Consider the following 16,412-nt stretch of genomic DNA (forward strand, 5'->3'; position numbering starts at 1 on the left):
GGTATGACCAATTTTTGATTTAAAACAAATTTAACAAAGTTTTTTTATTTCGTCCAGATTAAGTTGATGTAAATCATGGAACCTAGACTATCGTAACAAATACTTAATCCTTAGCTTTCACAATGGCAACCAACAAAACGAGAAATGACGACATCAGCATGCCGTAAAGCAGAGAAATGAATAAACCAATAAAAGACAAAGAATATGGCAAGAAGATAAACAGAGAAGAAGAGGAGGAAGAGACAGAAATAGCGAGCCAATCTAAAATTAACTCACAGCCCGAAAGTAACGCAGCCAGTCAAAACAGAGCCCAGGATCGCTCTTACGGCCCGGGGCAATAAACTGATGTCCGGTGAGGCGATCGCAAGTAATGCTAGGATAGGCCGCCATTAGCGCATGGGTCACCGTGGTTAATGTCGCATATTGTGCCTCGCTAAAGGGCAAGTAATCACACCCTTCCAGTTCAATGCCAATTGAAAAGTCATTGCACTTATCGCGCCCAGCAAATTGCGACACGCCAGCGTGCCACGCACGTTGATCAAACGGTACAAACTGCACCACCTCGCCGTCGCGGCGAATCAAGAGATGGGCAGAAACCCGCATTTGGTAGATATCGGCGAAATAGGGATGGGCGCTTGGGTCAAGCTGGCCGGTAAACAATTGCTCAATATACGGGCCGCCAAACTCGCCCGGTGGCAAACTAATATTGTGCAATACCAGTAATGAGATCTCTTCACCGGCTGGCCTTGGATCAAAAAAAGGTGATGGGACGTGGGAGGCACTATCTAGCCAATGGGCGGTTATGATCATCAAAGGGTCCAACTCGGCAGCAATGAATCAAAACTACAGTACCACTTAGCACCGTTATGGTGTCAAGCCATTCTGCGCCAAAAATATGGGTCACGGATTTCACTTTTCCTACACAGGTTGCTGAAAAAGTTTGCAGCTGCGCGTATCATAGGCGCAGAGCGAAAATTTAAACTGGATCCCACCATGAGCAGACAAACAAAACATGACAGCCAACGTCGACTGGCTTATCTAAAACAGCAACTTCCTCTCGAAATAACCCGCAGTGTCGCCGACACCTTACGCGAAGATCTGGGTGGCGAGATCAATACCGATTTAGATATTACCGCCAACTTAATTCCTGCCGACGCCCAAGGTGAAGCGACCATAATTACCCGCGAGCACGGTGTATTTTGTGGCGTGCAGTGGGCAGAAGAGGTATTTAAACAACTTGGCAGTGTGACGCACATTGAGTGGCACGTACAAGATGGCGATAAAGTCGTCCCTAATCAAACCCTGTGCACCCTAAAAGGCCCGGCGCGTAACTTGTTAACCGGCGAGCGCAACGCGATGAACTTTATCCAAACCCTATCGGGTTGTGCCACTGTGGTGGCGGAGTATGCCGACCAACTTCAAGGGACTCACGCCAAACTGCTTGATACCCGTAAAACCGTCCCGGGTCTGCGTAGTGCGCTAAAATATGCCGTGGCGTGTGGTGGTGGCTTTAATCACCGTATCGGTGTGTTTGACGCTTATCTTATTAAAGAGAACCACATTATTGCCTGCGGCGGTATAGCGCAAGCCGTAGAAAAAGCCAAAGCATTAACCCCAAATACCCCAGTCGAAGTTGAAACCGAATCGCTGGCTGAGTTGCAACAAGCCATTGAAGCTGGCGCTGATATCGTCATGCTCGACAACTTTACTACCGAGATGATGCGTGAAGCCGTGGCACTTAACCAAGGGCGAGTGGAACTTGAAGTCTCAGGCAATGTAACCCTAGATACCATTCGCGGTTATGCCCAAACCGGCATTGACTACATTTCTGTCGGCGCGCTCACCAAGCACATCAAAGCGATGGATCTTTCCATGCGGTTTAAATAGCCCTATTTGGATAAGCTTATTTGAATAGCCATCTTTGAATAGCCTTGTTCGAATAAGCTTGTTTGAAATTGCCGTTTAAATACGCGTCATTAATAAACATTTCACCTCTATTTTTAATGTGGCGGTGCGCCCTAAGCGTACCGCCCAAACACCGCCCGCATTAACACTTATCACGCTAGGTTATTTAACCCCGCCGCGACAAATCGAGGCCAGCAAGGGCTTTTGGCCAAAAACGTATAGTTTTTCACCAATTCATGACCACATCCAATAACAGCGCTCAATATCTGCGTTTTTTTTATACCTGCCAAAAAATGTGATCACCGTTCCAGCCCTCTCCACACCTAGGATTGGTAATAATTCACGCTATAAAAATAACTGATTTTTCACTCACAAAAAAAGCATGAAGTGACATCGGTAAGCCAGTGTAACAGACTGCAAGTAAACACGTTTTGCCGTTAATTGCCCCGAAAACCCCTCCCTTAGCAGATGAGTCGATTGCCGTCGCGACGTATGCTGGCTTCACCCTCACAGCAGAGGTGAAAAAAACAAGATTATGGAGTGGAATATGAAAAAGATGCAAAAACCGTTACGCAATAAAAAACAGCAGGGTTTTACCCTAATTGAACTTCTCATTGTTGTTGCCATTATTGGTGCCCTAACTGCTATCGCTATTCCAGCATATGGCAACTTTACCAAAAAATCTGAAGCCAATGCAGCGGTATCAACTGTGCGCTCGCTATTAACTAACATCGATCTATTCATTCAAGAAAACGAAGCTTTTCCGGCTGAGACTAACTTTTCTGATATCGGCGCTGCCACCGACATGAGCTCAATGGGCACCCTTGCCCTTGCTCCCAGTGGCGTCAATGGAACTGTCGTGCTAAGTATTAACAATGGTGAAATGGCAATTGACGGTACAGCTGTCACCTTTACTCGCTCAGCTACTGGTTGGGCATGTACGCACACAACAGGTGTAACCCTAAAGAGTTGTGGTTAAGTTGCCTAAAGCATGAACTTTTCTTTGCTGAATATTCTTGCTCAGGATCAGCTACTTAATCCTGAGCAAGAACAAGCGGTATTAGCACAGCTACAGCAGGAAGGCACTTCGGTGCCTTCCGCTGTCGTTGCATTGGGGCTATTTAGTGGCGCCGAGCTGGCGCAGCAACTGGAGCGCATCTTTGCCATCGCAGTGGCAGATCTGCACCAGTATGATTACGCCAAATGTTGCCAAGAGCTCAATTTGCGCGAGCTAGTGCTGCAACACCGCATGCTGCCGCTGGCAGTCACCGATTTTACCCTTACCCTGGGCATTTCTGATCCAACCCAAGTCGAAGGGCCGGATCAATTCCGTTTTGCCACTGGTCGCCAAATCGAAACCGTGCTGCTCGATGTCAAACAGCTCGAAGGGGCAATTCGGCGTCTGTATGGCAGCGATGTTGGCGATAATGATCAGCACCAACACAACATCAGTGATGCTGAGCTTGACTCACTGGTTGATATTGGCGATGGCGAAATAGAGCTGGTCGATGATATCAGCCTAGATACCGCCCCGGTTACCCGCTACATCAACCAAGTATTACTTGATGCGGTGCGTAAAGGCGCCTCTGATGTCCACTTTGAACCGTACGAAAAAGAGTACCGCATCCGTTTTCGCTGCGATGGCATGCTGTTTGTGCAAGCCAATCCGCCTAGCCATTTGTCGCGCCGCCTCTCCACGCGACTTAAGGTGATGTCGAAACTCAATATTGCCGAGCGGCGCAAACCACAAGATGGACGGATCAAGTTAAAACTTGGCCCCAGTATTACTGTTGATCTACGCGTTTCGACCCTGCCAACCTTATGGGGCGAAAAAATTGTCTTGCGTCTGCTCGACAGCTCGAGTGCCAATCTGGATATCAATATCCTCGGTTATAACGAGCAGCAAAAGCAGCTCTATCTCGATGCCCTTAAACAGCCGCAAGGGATGATTCTGGTCACGGGCCCCACCGGCAGCGGTAAAACCGTCTCACTCTATACTGGCTTAAGCATCCTTAACACCGCAGAGCGCAATATCTCCACCGCAGAAGATCCGGTCGAGATCAATCTACCCGGCATCAATCAGGTCCATATCAACCCAAGCTCGGGGTTGGAATTCTCTGACGCTTTACGTGCTTTCCTACGCCAAGATCCCGATGTGGTCATGGTCGGTGAGATACGCGATCTCGAAACCGGCAGCATTGCCATTAAGGCGGCGCAAACTGGCCACCTCGTGCTGTCCACCTTGCACACCAATTCGGCGGCAGAGACCATTACCCGCTTAAAGAACATGGGCATCGCCAGCTATAACCTCGCCTCGTCACTCAGCTTGATCATCGCCCAGCGCTTGGCTCGGCGCCTTTGTCAGCACTGCAAGCAGCCGCATACACTGCGCGATGAGGTGCGTGAGCACTTTGGTATTGCCGCAGAGATGACCATCTATCAAGCCGCGCCTAACGGCTGTGATGAATGCAATGGTGGCTACACTGGCCGAGTGGGCATTTATGAAGTGATGCCGTTCAGCCACGAATTAGGGGTCGCCATTAATAAAGATGCCACCAGTCGCCAACTCGAAATGCTGGCGCAAAAACAGGGCATGTTATCGCTACGCGAAGCAGGCATAGAGAAACTGGCACAAGGCATTACCAGCTTGAGCGAACTGCAGCGGGTATTGCAACTCGATTAAGCTCAAGCAGTTAACTAAGCCCGTAAACTCAGTTGTTAACTTAACCATTTTAACTCAGCTATTTAGCTCAACCATTTAACTCAGCATACAAGCGCCACCCACAGAGCAATGAAACACCCTGTTGGCGCAACTCGACCGAACACATGGAGTTGATATGTTCAAAGCAGCCACTTTACCCACTACCGATTTCAGTGCTAGCAATAAGCTCAAGCATTATGCTTGGCGCGGCTTTAACGCCAGCGGCAAAAAAGTCCGCGGCGTAATGATGGGCTACGTCGAGAGCGATGTGCGCGATAAGTTAGCGCAACAAAAAATCCAAATAAAGAAAATTAAGCCCACCAGCCCCTCATTTTTTAGCCAGCTGGGCAACAAGATGAAAGGCAGTGATATCACCGCCTTCACCCGCCAAATGGCCACCATGCTCCACTCTGGCGTGCCCATTGTGCTGGCACTAAAGTTGATCGCCGATAGCCACAAAAAAGCCGAAATGCGTGCCGCCATTGCGCAAGTTTCAAAACAGGTTGAAGCGGGTACGCCCCTATCCAAAGCCTTTGCGTCCGCCTCGACCATGTTCGATAACTTCTACTGCGATCTGCTCGCCACTGGCGAAGAGACCGGACATCTACCGGAAGTATTCTCGCGGCTGGCGATGTACCGCGAAAAGAGTGAAGCACTGCGTAAGAAAGTGATTAAAGCGATGATCTATCCTTCGATTGTCACTTCTGTTGCCATTGTGGTCACCATAGGCATGTTGCTATTTGTTATTCCTCAATTCAGCCAAATATTTAAGACCTTCAATGCTGAATTACCTTGGTTTACGCAGAAAATTATTCAACTGTCAGAACTCTTGCAAGCATTTGGGTTACAAATCGCCGGTTTACTGCTGGCAGCAATCATTGCTTATAAGACAGCCATGAAACGCAACGCGCGCTTTCGCCTTGCAGTGCATCGCCTTGGTTTAAAAGTGCCCATTTTTGGCGATATTTTTCTTAAAGCGGCAGTGGCCAAATTTGCCCGCACCTTAGCCACCACCTTCAGTGCCGGTATTCCACTCTTGAGCGGGCTAGAATCTGCGGCAACCACCACCACCAACTTACATATCAAACAAGCGGTAAACAGTGCTCACCAGCAGACGTCTGCCGGGATGCCCATGTATCTCGCTCTGCGCCAAACCGATGTATTTCCCGAACTGATGTTACAGATGGTGATGATCGGCGAGGAGTCCGGCTCGCTCGATGACATGCTAAATAAAAACGCCACGCTGTATGAAGATGATGTCGATAACGTGGTGGATAACCTGGGCAAGATCATTGAGCCTTTCATTATTGTGATCCTTGGGACTCTAATCGGTGGTTTACTGGTTGCCATGTATCTACCAATATTTGATCTCGTTAACGTCATTAGTTAACAACTGATGCGATGGGCTAGCGCCCATTGCATATTTCTTATGTCACTCAATGAATAACACAAGACTAAGTCGCACATTCCATTCTAAAATAACCCCAACTTAACCGATTGAGACCAACATGGATCTGTTTATCTATTACCCTTGGCTGTATCCAGCCTGCGCGGCCGTTTTAGGCCTGATCATTGGCAGTTTTCTAAACGTGGTGATCTATCGCCTGCCAGTCATGATGGAGCAGCAGTGGCAGCAAGAGTGTCATGCATGCTTTCCTGAACATATGCCTGCCCCAGATGCGCGGCAGATCAGCCTCAGCCGCCCAGCATCGACGTGTCCGCATTGTCAAACAGCGATTGCCTTCTATGACAATATTCCCGTGCTGAGCTGGCTGCTGCTAAAAGGGCGTTGCCGCCACTGCCAAAGTCAAATTTCTGTGCGCTACCCGTTAATTGAGCTGCTCAGCGGCTTAATGGCCATGAGCGTTGCCCTGATGCTGCCGCCATCAGCGTGGAGCTATGCGGTGATCGGCTTTACCTTTACCTTAATCGCCCTTACCTTTATCGACGCCGATACCCAACTCCTCCCCGATCAACTCACATTGCCACTGATGTGGGCTGGCATTACCTGCGCCCTGCTGGGTTGGGGGCCACTCTCACTGCAAGACGCCGTAGTTGGTGCTATCGCTGGCTACCTCTGCCTATGGAGTGTCTACTGGTGCTTTAAACTGCTAACCGGCAAAGAAGGTATGGGCTATGGTGATTTCAAATTGCTGGCTGCGCTGGGGGCGTGGCTTGGCTGGCACAATTTACCCATGGTGGTCTTGTGCGCGTCGTTGCTCGGGGCTATCTTTGGTATTATCCAGCTCAAATTAGCCGGCGAGGATCATCACACTCCCTTCGCGTTTGGCCCTTATCTTGCGCTGGCAGGCTGGATCGCGATGTTGTGGGGAGGCCCGATCATGAACTGGTATCTCACCTCAATACTAGGAATATAAGATCATCACTATGAAAAGCTTTGTTGTGGCCCTTACTGGTGGCATTGGCAGCGGTAAAACCACGGTTGCCAACCTGTTTCACGCCCTTGACGTCCCTCTCATCGATGCCGATATTATTGCCCGTCAAGTGGTTGAACCTGGCAGTGAAGGCTTAGCGGCAATTGTGGCCCACTTTGGTTCTGACATCTTATTGACAGACGGTCAGCTTAACCGTGCCAAACTGAGACAGTGCATTTTTTCAGACCAACAGCAAAAAGCGTGGTTGAATAACTTATTACACCCATTAATTCGCCGCACGATGCAGCAGCGCATTGATAACTGCACCGCGCCCTACTGCCTACTGGTGGTACCCTTGTTGGTAGAAAATGGCTTACAGATCATGGCCGATCGTGTACTGGTGGTTGATGTGAGCGAAGAGACCCAAATCGCTCGCACCGTACAACGGGATAGTGTCGATATGACACAAGTCAAACAGATCCTTGCCAGCCAAGCCAGTCGTGCTGAACGACTCGCTGTGGCTGATGATGTGATTAACAATGACGATCAGCCACTCACATTGGAACAGCAAGTGGCAAAATTACATCAACGTTACCTAGATTTTGCAATGCAACGCAGATGACAGTTGCCACTTTTTCCGACAAACTATCCTTATATGGCAACGGATTGGACAGGGCTATGCTTACACAACAACCATCACCTCATGTGCTTCCTGCTTTTGTTCGCTACGAGCACCCGCTTAATGAACGTGTTCGCACTTATTTGCGTTTCGAAGCCCTATTTAGACAACTGCAGCATAGTTATCAACTGAAGGAGCGACAGCACGATCATCTGTTCTTTTCGGCACTCTTTGACATACTTGAGCTATTGGACCAAATCCAGCTCAAGGCAGAGCTGATCAAAGATCTCGATAAGCAGCGGCAGAAGCTACAACAATGGCTCAATGTCGACAATGTTGATCAAACCACTCTGTTGGCACTGTTAGATGATCTTGAGCATCGCCATCATCACCTACTATCAGCGCCTCGCTTGGGGCAAACGCTACGTGAAGATCGCTTTTTAAGTGGGTTGCGTCAACGCTTCAGTATACCTGGCGGTACCTGCTGTTTTGACCTGCCAACGCTTCAACATTGGCGTCACCTTAGTGCAGAGCGGCGTCAACAAGATATCACCCGATGGATGGCACCGCTGAATGTCATCTCACACGCCTTATCGCTGTGGCTACGTCTTATTCGCGACTCGGCACAAGTCGCTCCGCAAGTGGCGCGTCAAGGCTTCTATCAATCTGAGGCCGCTCAGGCAGAATTATTACGTCTGCAAATTTGCCCTCAGTATGGGGTTTATCCTATGATATCGGGCCTGCGCAGCCGATTTTCCATTCGCTTTCTCCCCTTTGACGAGGGAAGCGTGGTTGCGGAGAGTATTGAATTTTCACTTGCCCGCTGTTAATTGGAGCCACCCTGTGAGTAAACCTATCACCACTGTCGCCTGTCCAACCTGTAAAACCGCTGTCGCTTGGACAGAACAGAGCCCATATCGCCCTTTTTGTTCTAAGCGTTGCCAATTGATTGACTTAGGTGAGTGGGCAGATGAAGAGAAGAAAATTCCCGGCGCGCCCGATATGTCTGACGGCGACGGATGGAGCGAAGACGAATACTGATCCCTTCGTCAACCAATGAGGAGAAAGACGGCAATGGCCGCTTTCCCTTTTTTATCGTGTTTTAAGCATATCTAACACGGAAGTATTCGCGGCAGGAAAGGCATAACTATCTAGTGCTTGAATATCGACCCACAACCCCGGCTGTCCCTCTTTTCCGTATGGCTGTCCTTCAAAATCGGTGACAAGAAAAAAATCGAACGCCAGTTGCTTATCCGGATAATCATGTTGTAGCGACGTAAACGGGTTCATACTGGTCACGGTAATGCCAACTTCTTCATGCAATTCACGCACCACCGCTTGCTCCACCGTTTCACCCAACTCGACTTGCCCGCCAGCAAACTCCCAAAATCCACCTTGATGCTGTGTCGCCGCCCGTTGGGTAATAAATACCTGCTCACCATTTCTCGACAGAATAATCCCTACAGCAATGTGTTTACGCTTTTTCATTCTTTCCCCAACTCAAAACCTCTATCTACAGCGTACGGTTTTTCTAGATAAAATCAACAGCATAAAAAACGGCACCTTTCGGTGCCGTCTTATCAGTGCTAATCAAATCAAACTAATCAGTTAATCTGCCCGTGGCACTGTTTGTATTTCTTACCGCTACCGCACGGACAAGGCTCATTTCGACCCACTTTGCGCTCTGTGCGCTGCACAGTGCCTTGTGGTTCCGCCGAGTCTTCATCACCAAGTTGGTTATCAGCACTCGCATGCTGAGCTTGCTGACGACGTGCCGCCTCTTCTGCCAAGCGACGACGCTCAGCTTCCATGCGCTCTACTTCTTCTTGCTGCTGAACACGAACCTTAGAAAGGATCATCACCACATCAGATTTCAGGTTATCCAGCATCTCTTCAAACAGGGCAAATGACTCGCGCTTGTATTCCTGTTTCGGGTTTTTCTGTGCATAACCACGCAAGTGAATACCTTGACGCAAATGGTCCATTGCAGCCAAGTGCTCTTTCCACAAGGTATCGAGGTTTTGTAGCATCACGGTCTTTTCAAAGTTGCGCATAACACTCGCACCTACGACCGCCTCTTTCTCAACATAAACAGATTCTGCATGCTGACAAATACGCTCCCGCAGTGCTTCTTCGTACAGTTTGTCTTCGCTATCCAACCATTGTTGAATCGGCAACTCCATGGCAAAGTCAGCTTTGAGGCGTGTTTCTAGACCTTCAATATCCCACATCTCTTCCAGTGATTGTGGTGGGATGTACTGATCGATAACCGCAGTGATCACATCATCACGGTTACTGGTGATCATGTCGCTGATATCGTCGGACTTCATCAGCTCATCACGCAACTCATACACCACTTTACGTTGATCATTGGCAACATCATCGAATTCAAGCAGTTGCTTACGAATGTCAAAGTTGCGGCCTTCCACTTTACGCTGCGCGTTCTCAATCGCTTTTGTCACCCATGGGTGCTCAATAGCTTCGCCTTCTTCCATGCCCAGTTTTTTCATCATGCCAGAAACACGATCTGAAGCGAAAATACGCATTAAGCCATCTTCCATCGACAGATAGAAACGCGATGAACCTGCATCCCCCTGACGACCAGAACGACCACGTAGCTGGTTATCAATACGACGCGATTCATGACGCTCAGTACCGATGATGTGCAGACCACCGGCCTCTAGCACTGCATCGTGATCTTTTTGCCACTGCGCTTTCATGTCTGCAATCTGCGCGTCACTTGGGTTGTTAAGCTTCTCAATGCGTGCTTGCAGATTACCACCCAAGACGATATCCGTACCACGGCCGGCCATGTTGGTCGCAATCGTTACGGCACTTGATTCACCCGCCTGGGCAACAATCTCTGCTTCTTTCTCGTGGAATTTAGCATTCAATACTTGGTGCTTAATGCCTGCCTGTTTCAGCGCTCGCGACAGCAACTCGGATTTTTCAATCGACACTGTACCCACTAGCGATGGCTGACCTTTCGCAACGCGATCTTTAATGTCTTCAATAATGGCATTAAATTTTTCGCGTTCAGTCATATAAACCAAGTCGCCCATGTCATCACGCACCATAGGGCGGTTGGTTGGGATAACCACGGTATCCAAACCATAAATAGATTGGAACTCAAATGCTTCGGTATCAGCAGTCCCTGTCATGCCTGACAGTTTTTCATACAAACGGAAATAGTTCTGGAAGGTGATAGAAGCCAGCGTTTGGTTCTCGTTCTGGATCTTCACCCCTTCTTTCGCTTCTACAGCCTGATGTAGACCTTCCGACCAACGACGGCCAGGCATAGTACGTCCAGTGTGCTCATCGACGATAACCACTTCGTTATCTTGCACGATGTAGTCGACATCACGCTCAAACAATACATGGGCACGTAGGGCAGCATTAACGTGATGAAGCAGGCTGATGTTGTTTGGCGAGTAAAGGGTATCTCCCTCTTCCATTAAGCCATTGCTGATCAGTAGTTCTTCGACAAATTCTTGCCCATTCTCAGTGAGGTACGTCTGCTTGGCTTTCTCATCAACCGTATAGTGACCATCACCACGGTACTCTTCACTGTCTTCTTGCTCTTGCTGAACAAGGTTAGGAATCAGGGTGTTGATTTTGATGTATAGCTCAGAGCTATCTTCTGCAGGACCAGAAATAATCAACGGTGTACGCGCTTCATCGATTAAGATCGAATCCACTTCATCGACAACAGCGAAGAAGCGCTCACGCATCACACGATCTTCAGCGCGGAATGCCATGTTATCGCGTAGGTAATCAAAACCAAATTCATTGTTGGTGCCGTAAAGAATGTCAGCCTGATAGGCTTCTTTTTTCTCTTGCGGATTCATACCTGGGATATTGAACGCCACGGTCATGCCGAGGAATTCAAATAAGGCACGGTTGGTCTCTGCGTCACGCTTCGCCAAGTAGTCGTTGACGGTAACGATATGCACGCCTTTTCCAGTCAGGGCATTCAAATAAGCTGCCAGCGTTGCAGTTAGAGTTTTACCTTCACCAGTACGCATTTCAGCAATTTTACAGTCATTTAGCACCATGCCACCAATAAGCTGCACATCAAAATGACGCATGCCATTAATACGCTTTGAGGCTTCACGTACGGTTGCAAATGCTTCTGGCAGTAACGTATCAAGCGCTTCGCCTTGTTCTATACGCTCACGAAACTCAACGGTTTTAGCGCGTAAGGCTTCATCTTGTAAAGATTCAAATTGAGGTTCTAGTTTATTGATTTGATCAACAATTTTACGCAGCTTTCGTAGGGTACGGTCATTACGGCTGCCGACGACTTTGGTCAGAAGTTTGGATAACATGGGAGTGCTGTATCTCTTTTGTTTTCACGTGGCTTGGCCACTATGCTAAAAATTCTCGCCCGCTTCCTCTCTGCACAATAAAAACACTTTGCTTGGCAGAGGGTGGCAATTATCGCTGATATACTCATCAGCTGGCCATTATACGTGCTTACTCGGCTTAGGGGATAAATGGGGGCAACACCTTACAAATTCAATAGCTCAGAGATAGTTTTATCTATTTGACACTATTTAAGACTAAAAGATGTGTGATGCCACCACTCTTCCACGCTGAATACGCTTATAATAAGGAAAAATCCACACGCGTCACATGCTAAACTGCGGTTGTTTGCTATAGATCAGCCTTTCAACCCCAGATTGTTTAAAATAAGGACTTATGCGAGATCATCGCCCCAAAAGCGCAGACAGCTTATTAGACAGCGGAAAGCTGACAAATATAACTCAGCGTGCAGTATTACTCGAGCAGCTTGGCAAAAAAGTGCAAGCCTGCCTGAGCCCCGCGCTGGCTGAGCAAGTACGTATCGCGAATTATCGCCAAAGCATTCTCGTCTTAGAGGTGGCAACACCAGCTTGGGCGCAACGGCTTAATTTCGAGCGTTATGCGTTGATGTCCGAGCTTCGTCGCCATGATCTTCCCCAACTCAGCTCAATCGAAGTAAAAGTCAATCCCACCTTGGCGCAACAGCCTCATCGCCGCAATAACAGTGATAAGCCAGATATTGAGCAGGTTCCGATCAGTGAGACAGCAGCAGAATATCTTTCCGCGATTGCTGAGCATGCGCCAGATGGCATTAAGATGCGACTAAAACGGTTAGCAGCGATGGGGAAAAAGAAACCGTAACCAAAACGGAGAAATCAACACATTATACATGGGCCAAAAACGACAAAAGCGAGACATTCGCCTCGCTTTTCAGTGTAAACTTGCTTGATGCTACCGCTATTCACTCACCGCTACGCTAGGACCATACCTGGCTGCGCTAAGCTGACAGGAACATTTTCATGTTCGAATGTTACCAGCTCATAGGCTTCTTGATCAGCTAAAACGGCACGTAGCAGTTGATTATTCAGCGCATGCCCTGATTTATACGCACGAACTTCACCAACAATGTTATGTCCACACATGTAAAGGTCGCCGATCGCATCCAATACTTTGTGTTTAACCAACTCATTATCGTAACGTAAACCGTCTTCGTTCAAGATACGGTACTCGTCCAACACAATGGCGTTGTCAAAGCTGCCACCCAGGCACTTATTTTGCGACTGAAGAAACTCAATGTCTCGCATAAAGCCAAACGTACGAGCACGACTGATTTCTTGCGCAAATGCTTGGCTAGAGAAATCCATCACAAAGTTTTGCTGATCCGACTCGATGGCTGGATGATCAAAATCGATAGCAAAGTTTAATCTGAAACCATTATGTGGACGCAGCTCTGCCCATTTGTCACCATCTTCAACGCGAACAGTTTTTTTAATACGCAAGAATTGCTTTGGTGCATTCAAGGTATCAATACCAGCAGATTGTAACAAATAGATAAATGGGCTCGCACTGCCATCCATAATCGGAATTTCAGGCGCATCAACTTCAATGATAATGTTGTCAATACCCATACCTGCTAACGCGGCATTCAGATGCTCAACCGTAGAGATACGTACACCCTGCTCATTAACCAGTGCCGTACACAGCATGGTATCGCGTACAGAGTGTGCATCAACTGGAAAATCAACGATCGGTTCAAGATCCACTCGACGATAAATCACGCCAGTGTTCGCCGCCGCAGGACGTAAGGTCAAAGTGACTTTACGTCCAGAGTGCAAACCCACTCCAGTCGTTTTCACAATGCTTTTTAACGTGCGTTGTCGAATCATGTCTAAACCCCAATCTCTAAATTCACAGTCGATAAAACGGCCAAATCCCACCCAAATAATGGGTGAGACCGACACATCATACCAGTATTGTGGTTAATATCCAAGCTATCAGTTAATCCGCTTGCTTACGCAAGAACGCAGGAATATCCAAATAGTCATGCTCTGATTCTGCTTTAGGCACAGCCTTTGAGGCTGTTGCACCTGAAGCTTGATGAGTGACTGCGCCTTGAGTCACTGACGCTTGAGGCTTAACAACTTGCTCTACTGGTTGTGTTACCACATCGACAGAAGCAACTTCAACTTTTGCCGCAACAGGTGCTGCTGTCGTCGGTTTAGTTGCCCCTTTTACCAGAGTAATATCCGGCTTCTTCTCGTTACCAATACCTGTTGCTACAACGGTAACGCGCAACTCGTCAGACATGTCAGGATCAAGCGACGTACCAATCACTACAGTGGCATTATCAGAAGCAAACGCCTTCACGGTATTACCAACGGTCTCAAACTCGTCCAAACGCATATCAAAGCCAGCAGTAATGTTAACTAAAACACCACGAGCACCAGCAAGGTCGATATCTTCTAGCAGAGGTGAAGATATTGCCATCTCCGCGGCTTCTTCTGCTCGATCATCGCCAGTCGCGACACCGCTGCCCATCATGGCATGACCCATTTCAGACATCACGGTACGTACATCGGCAAAGTCGACATTGATATGGCCTGGGCGTGTAATTAGTTCAGCAATACCTTGAACCGCATTTCTCAGAACGTCATTCGCTTTGGCAAATGCATCGAGTAATGTAATACCACGACCTAAGACTTTCAGTAGCTTTTCATTGGGAATCGTAATTAGCGAGTCAACATGCTTAGATAACTCTTCAATTCCCTTTTCAGCAAACGCCATGCGTTTCTTGCCTTCAAAGCTAAACGGCTTAGTCACCACAGCCACTGTTAGTATGCCGAGCTCTTTTGCCACTTCAGCAATAACAGGTGCCGCACCGGTCCCCGTGCCCCCGCCCATTCCGGCCGCAATAAAGACCATATCGGCACCCTCAAGCTGAGCTTTAATGGCTTCACGATCTTCCATCGCTGAATCGCGCCCTACTTGAGGGTTCGCACCAGCTCCCAATCCCTTAGTGATATCACCACCAATCTGAATTGTTGAGCTTACATTGGTCTTTTTAAGTGCTTGAGCATCCGTGTTAACGCTAATAAAATCAACGCCTTCGATTGATTCACGCACCATGTGTTCAACAGCGTTTCCGCCACCACCGCCAACGCCAATGACTTTAATTACCGCTTCGTCTGACATATCCATCATCGGTTCAAACATGTGTTCTCTCCGTTTATCCTGTTCGCATCAGGTTTTAAAATTCTTTCTTTAGCCAATTAGTAACACGCTTCCACACTGGTACCACTACCGAGGTGCGGGGTTCAACATCCAACGCATCATATAATTGACTTTCCTTACCGTAGTGCAGTAATCCCACTGCCGTAGCGTAACTCGGGGATTTCACATATTCCGTCAGCCCATTAAGACCAATTGGTTGACCTAAACGGACTTGATTACGGAATACGCGTTCGGCACTTTCGACCAAACCATCAATTTGTGCAGCGCCTCCAGTTAACACCACGCCTGCCGCTAAGTGATGTTTATGACCAGCACTGCGCATTTGTTCTTCTACTGCGACAAGCTTTTGTTTAACTAATCCCAGCAGTTCACTGTATCTCGGCTCTATAACTTCAGCCAGTGTTTGACTCTGTAAACTACGGGAAGGGCGCCCACCAACACTGGGAACATCCACTTTCGCATCTTTACTGACCAACTCACTCAGTGCGCACCCAAATTTTACTTTTATCTCTTCGGCATTACTCGGCGGGGTGCCAAAAGCGTACGCAATATCGCTGGTGACAGCATTACCGGCATAAGGTATCACCTCTGCATGACGCAGTGCCCCTCCGCTCCATACCGCCATATCCATGGTACCACCACCAATATCAACGACACACACACCAAGCTCTTTTTCGTCATCAGTTAGCACTGCATAACTCGATGCCAACCCCGAAAAAATAAGTTGATCAACATGTAAACCACATCGCTCAACCGCTTTTTCAATGTTTCTTGCCATGTCTTTGTGGCAAGTTATCATATGTACACTCGCCTGCATTCTCACACCAGACAAGCCTACCGGATTTTTAATGCCTTCTTGATAATCAATCGCAAAATCTTGAGGTATAATATGCAATGTGCGCAGCTCATCACTCAACTTTACTGATTTTGCGGTGTGAATCACACTCTCGACATCCTCTTGCGTCACTTCTTTATCAGAAATGGGCACCATCCCCTTTTCAGACAAGCAGTTAATATGCTTACCGGACAAGGATAAAAATACCGATGCTATCTGACAGTCTGCGATCAATTCCGCTTTTTCAATCGCACGTTGTACCGACTTTTCGACAGACTCAAGGTCATTGACGCCGCCTTTGTCCATTCCTCGTGACGGGCTATCACCATGGCCTATGATATTGATAGTGTCGTCGGGCAACACTTCTCCAACCAATGCTGTGACCTTTGAAGTGCCAATATCTAACCCAACAATTAATTGCTTATCCGTTGACTTGGTCAT

General features: G+C 48.0%; 15 protein-coding genes. 9 read left to right on the forward strand and 6 right to left on the reverse strand.

Annotated elements, in window-relative coordinates; translation table 11 throughout:
• Positions 1-267: 267 nt before the first annotated feature.
• Positions 268-810, reverse strand: coding sequence for a 1,6-anhydro-N-acetylmuramyl-L-alanine amidase AmpD (ampD, locus tag ACKLNH_RS04750; RefSeq protein ID WP_413111093.1), 543 nt, complete (start codon positions 808-810; stop codon positions 268-270).
• Positions 811-993: 183 nt separating this feature from the next.
• Between ampD and nadC the strand changes: the two genes are divergently transcribed.
• The 8 genes from nadC to yacG all read left to right on the forward strand — a co-directional run bounded on the left by nadC (position 994) and on the right by yacG (position 8,641).
• Complete coding sequence (gene nadC, locus ACKLNH_RS04755; RefSeq protein ID WP_413111094.1) at positions 994-1,887, forward strand: carboxylating nicotinate-nucleotide diphosphorylase; 894 nt, start codon at positions 994-996, stop codon at positions 1,885-1,887.
• 565 nt (positions 1,888-2,452) lie between these two features.
• Positions 2,453-2,884 (forward strand): pilin, encoded by a 432-nt coding sequence (locus tag ACKLNH_RS04760; protein WP_413111095.1) that lies wholly within the window; start codon positions 2,453-2,455, stop codon positions 2,882-2,884.
• Positions 2,885-2,896: 12 nt separating this feature from the next.
• Complete coding sequence (gene pilB, locus ACKLNH_RS04765) at positions 2,897-4,588, forward strand: type IV-A pilus assembly ATPase PilB (RefSeq protein WP_413111096.1); 1,692 nt, start codon at positions 2,897-2,899, stop codon at positions 4,586-4,588.
• Positions 4,589-4,742: 154 nt separating this feature from the next.
• The gene (locus ACKLNH_RS04770; protein WP_413111097.1) at positions 4,743-5,996 is read left to right on the forward strand and encodes a type II secretion system F family protein; all 1,254 of its coding nucleotides are present in this window, start codon (positions 4,743-4,745) and stop codon (positions 5,994-5,996) included.
• Between the two features lie 118 nt (positions 5,997-6,114).
• On the forward strand, positions 6,115-6,984 hold the full coding sequence (locus tag ACKLNH_RS04775) for a prepilin peptidase (protein WP_413111098.1): 870 nt from the start codon (positions 6,115-6,117) through the stop codon (positions 6,982-6,984).
• A 10-nt stretch (positions 6,985-6,994) separates the two neighbouring features.
• On the forward strand, positions 6,995-7,603 hold the full coding sequence (gene coaE / locus ACKLNH_RS04780) for a dephospho-CoA kinase (RefSeq protein WP_413111099.1): 609 nt from the start codon (positions 6,995-6,997) through the stop codon (positions 7,601-7,603).
• 56 nt (positions 7,604-7,659) lie between these two features.
• A complete protein-coding gene (gene zapD / locus ACKLNH_RS04785; protein ID WP_413111100.1) occupies positions 7,660-8,430 on the forward strand; it encodes a cell division protein ZapD in 771 nt (256 codons plus the stop codon).
• A 13-nt stretch (positions 8,431-8,443) separates the two neighbouring features.
• Positions 8,444-8,641, forward strand: a complete 198-nt coding sequence (gene yacG, locus ACKLNH_RS04790; RefSeq protein ID WP_413111101.1) for a DNA gyrase inhibitor YacG — start codon at positions 8,444-8,446, stop codon at positions 8,639-8,641.
• Positions 8,642-8,692: 51 nt separating this feature from the next.
• Here the strand turns inward: yacG and mutT are convergent, their stop codons facing one another.
• Together mutT and secA are read right to left on the reverse strand one after the other, a co-directional pair.
• Complete coding sequence (gene mutT / locus ACKLNH_RS04795; protein WP_413111102.1) at positions 8,693-9,088, reverse strand: 8-oxo-dGTP diphosphatase MutT; 396 nt, start codon at positions 9,086-9,088, stop codon at positions 8,693-8,695.
• Between the two features lie 116 nt (positions 9,089-9,204).
• Positions 9,205-11,928, reverse strand: a complete 2,724-nt coding sequence (gene secA / locus ACKLNH_RS04800; protein WP_413111103.1) for a preprotein translocase subunit SecA — start codon at positions 11,926-11,928, stop codon at positions 9,205-9,207.
• A 373-nt stretch (positions 11,929-12,301) separates the two neighbouring features.
• Here secA and ACKLNH_RS04805 point away from each other — a divergent pair, with 373 nt between their 5' ends.
• Positions 12,302-12,766 carry a DUF721 domain-containing protein gene (locus ACKLNH_RS04805; protein WP_413111104.1) on the forward strand — a complete coding sequence of 155 codons (465 nt, stop codon included), beginning with the start codon at positions 12,302-12,304 and terminating at the stop codon, positions 12,764-12,766.
• 110 nt (positions 12,767-12,876) lie between these two features.
• Here the strand turns inward: ACKLNH_RS04805 and lpxC are convergent, their stop codons facing one another.
• The 3 genes from lpxC to ftsA form a co-directional block, all read right to left on the reverse strand.
• Complete coding sequence (gene lpxC, locus ACKLNH_RS04810) at positions 12,877-13,791, reverse strand: UDP-3-O-acyl-N-acetylglucosamine deacetylase (protein WP_413111105.1); 915 nt, start codon at positions 13,789-13,791, stop codon at positions 12,877-12,879.
• A gap of 112 nt (positions 13,792-13,903) precedes the next feature.
• The gene (ftsZ, locus tag ACKLNH_RS04815; RefSeq protein WP_413111106.1) at positions 13,904-15,118 is read right to left on the reverse strand and encodes a cell division protein FtsZ; all 1,215 of its coding nucleotides are present in this window, start codon (positions 15,116-15,118) and stop codon (positions 13,904-13,906) included.
• A 34-nt stretch (positions 15,119-15,152) separates the two neighbouring features.
• On the reverse strand, positions 15,153-16,412 hold the full coding sequence (ftsA, locus tag ACKLNH_RS04820) for a cell division protein FtsA (protein ID WP_413111107.1): 1,260 nt from the start codon (positions 16,410-16,412) through the stop codon (positions 15,153-15,155).

This window comes from Thaumasiovibrio clandestinus (genome assembly GCF_047250365.1).
Lineage (GTDB): Bacteria > Pseudomonadota > Gammaproteobacteria > Enterobacterales > Vibrionaceae > Thaumasiovibrio.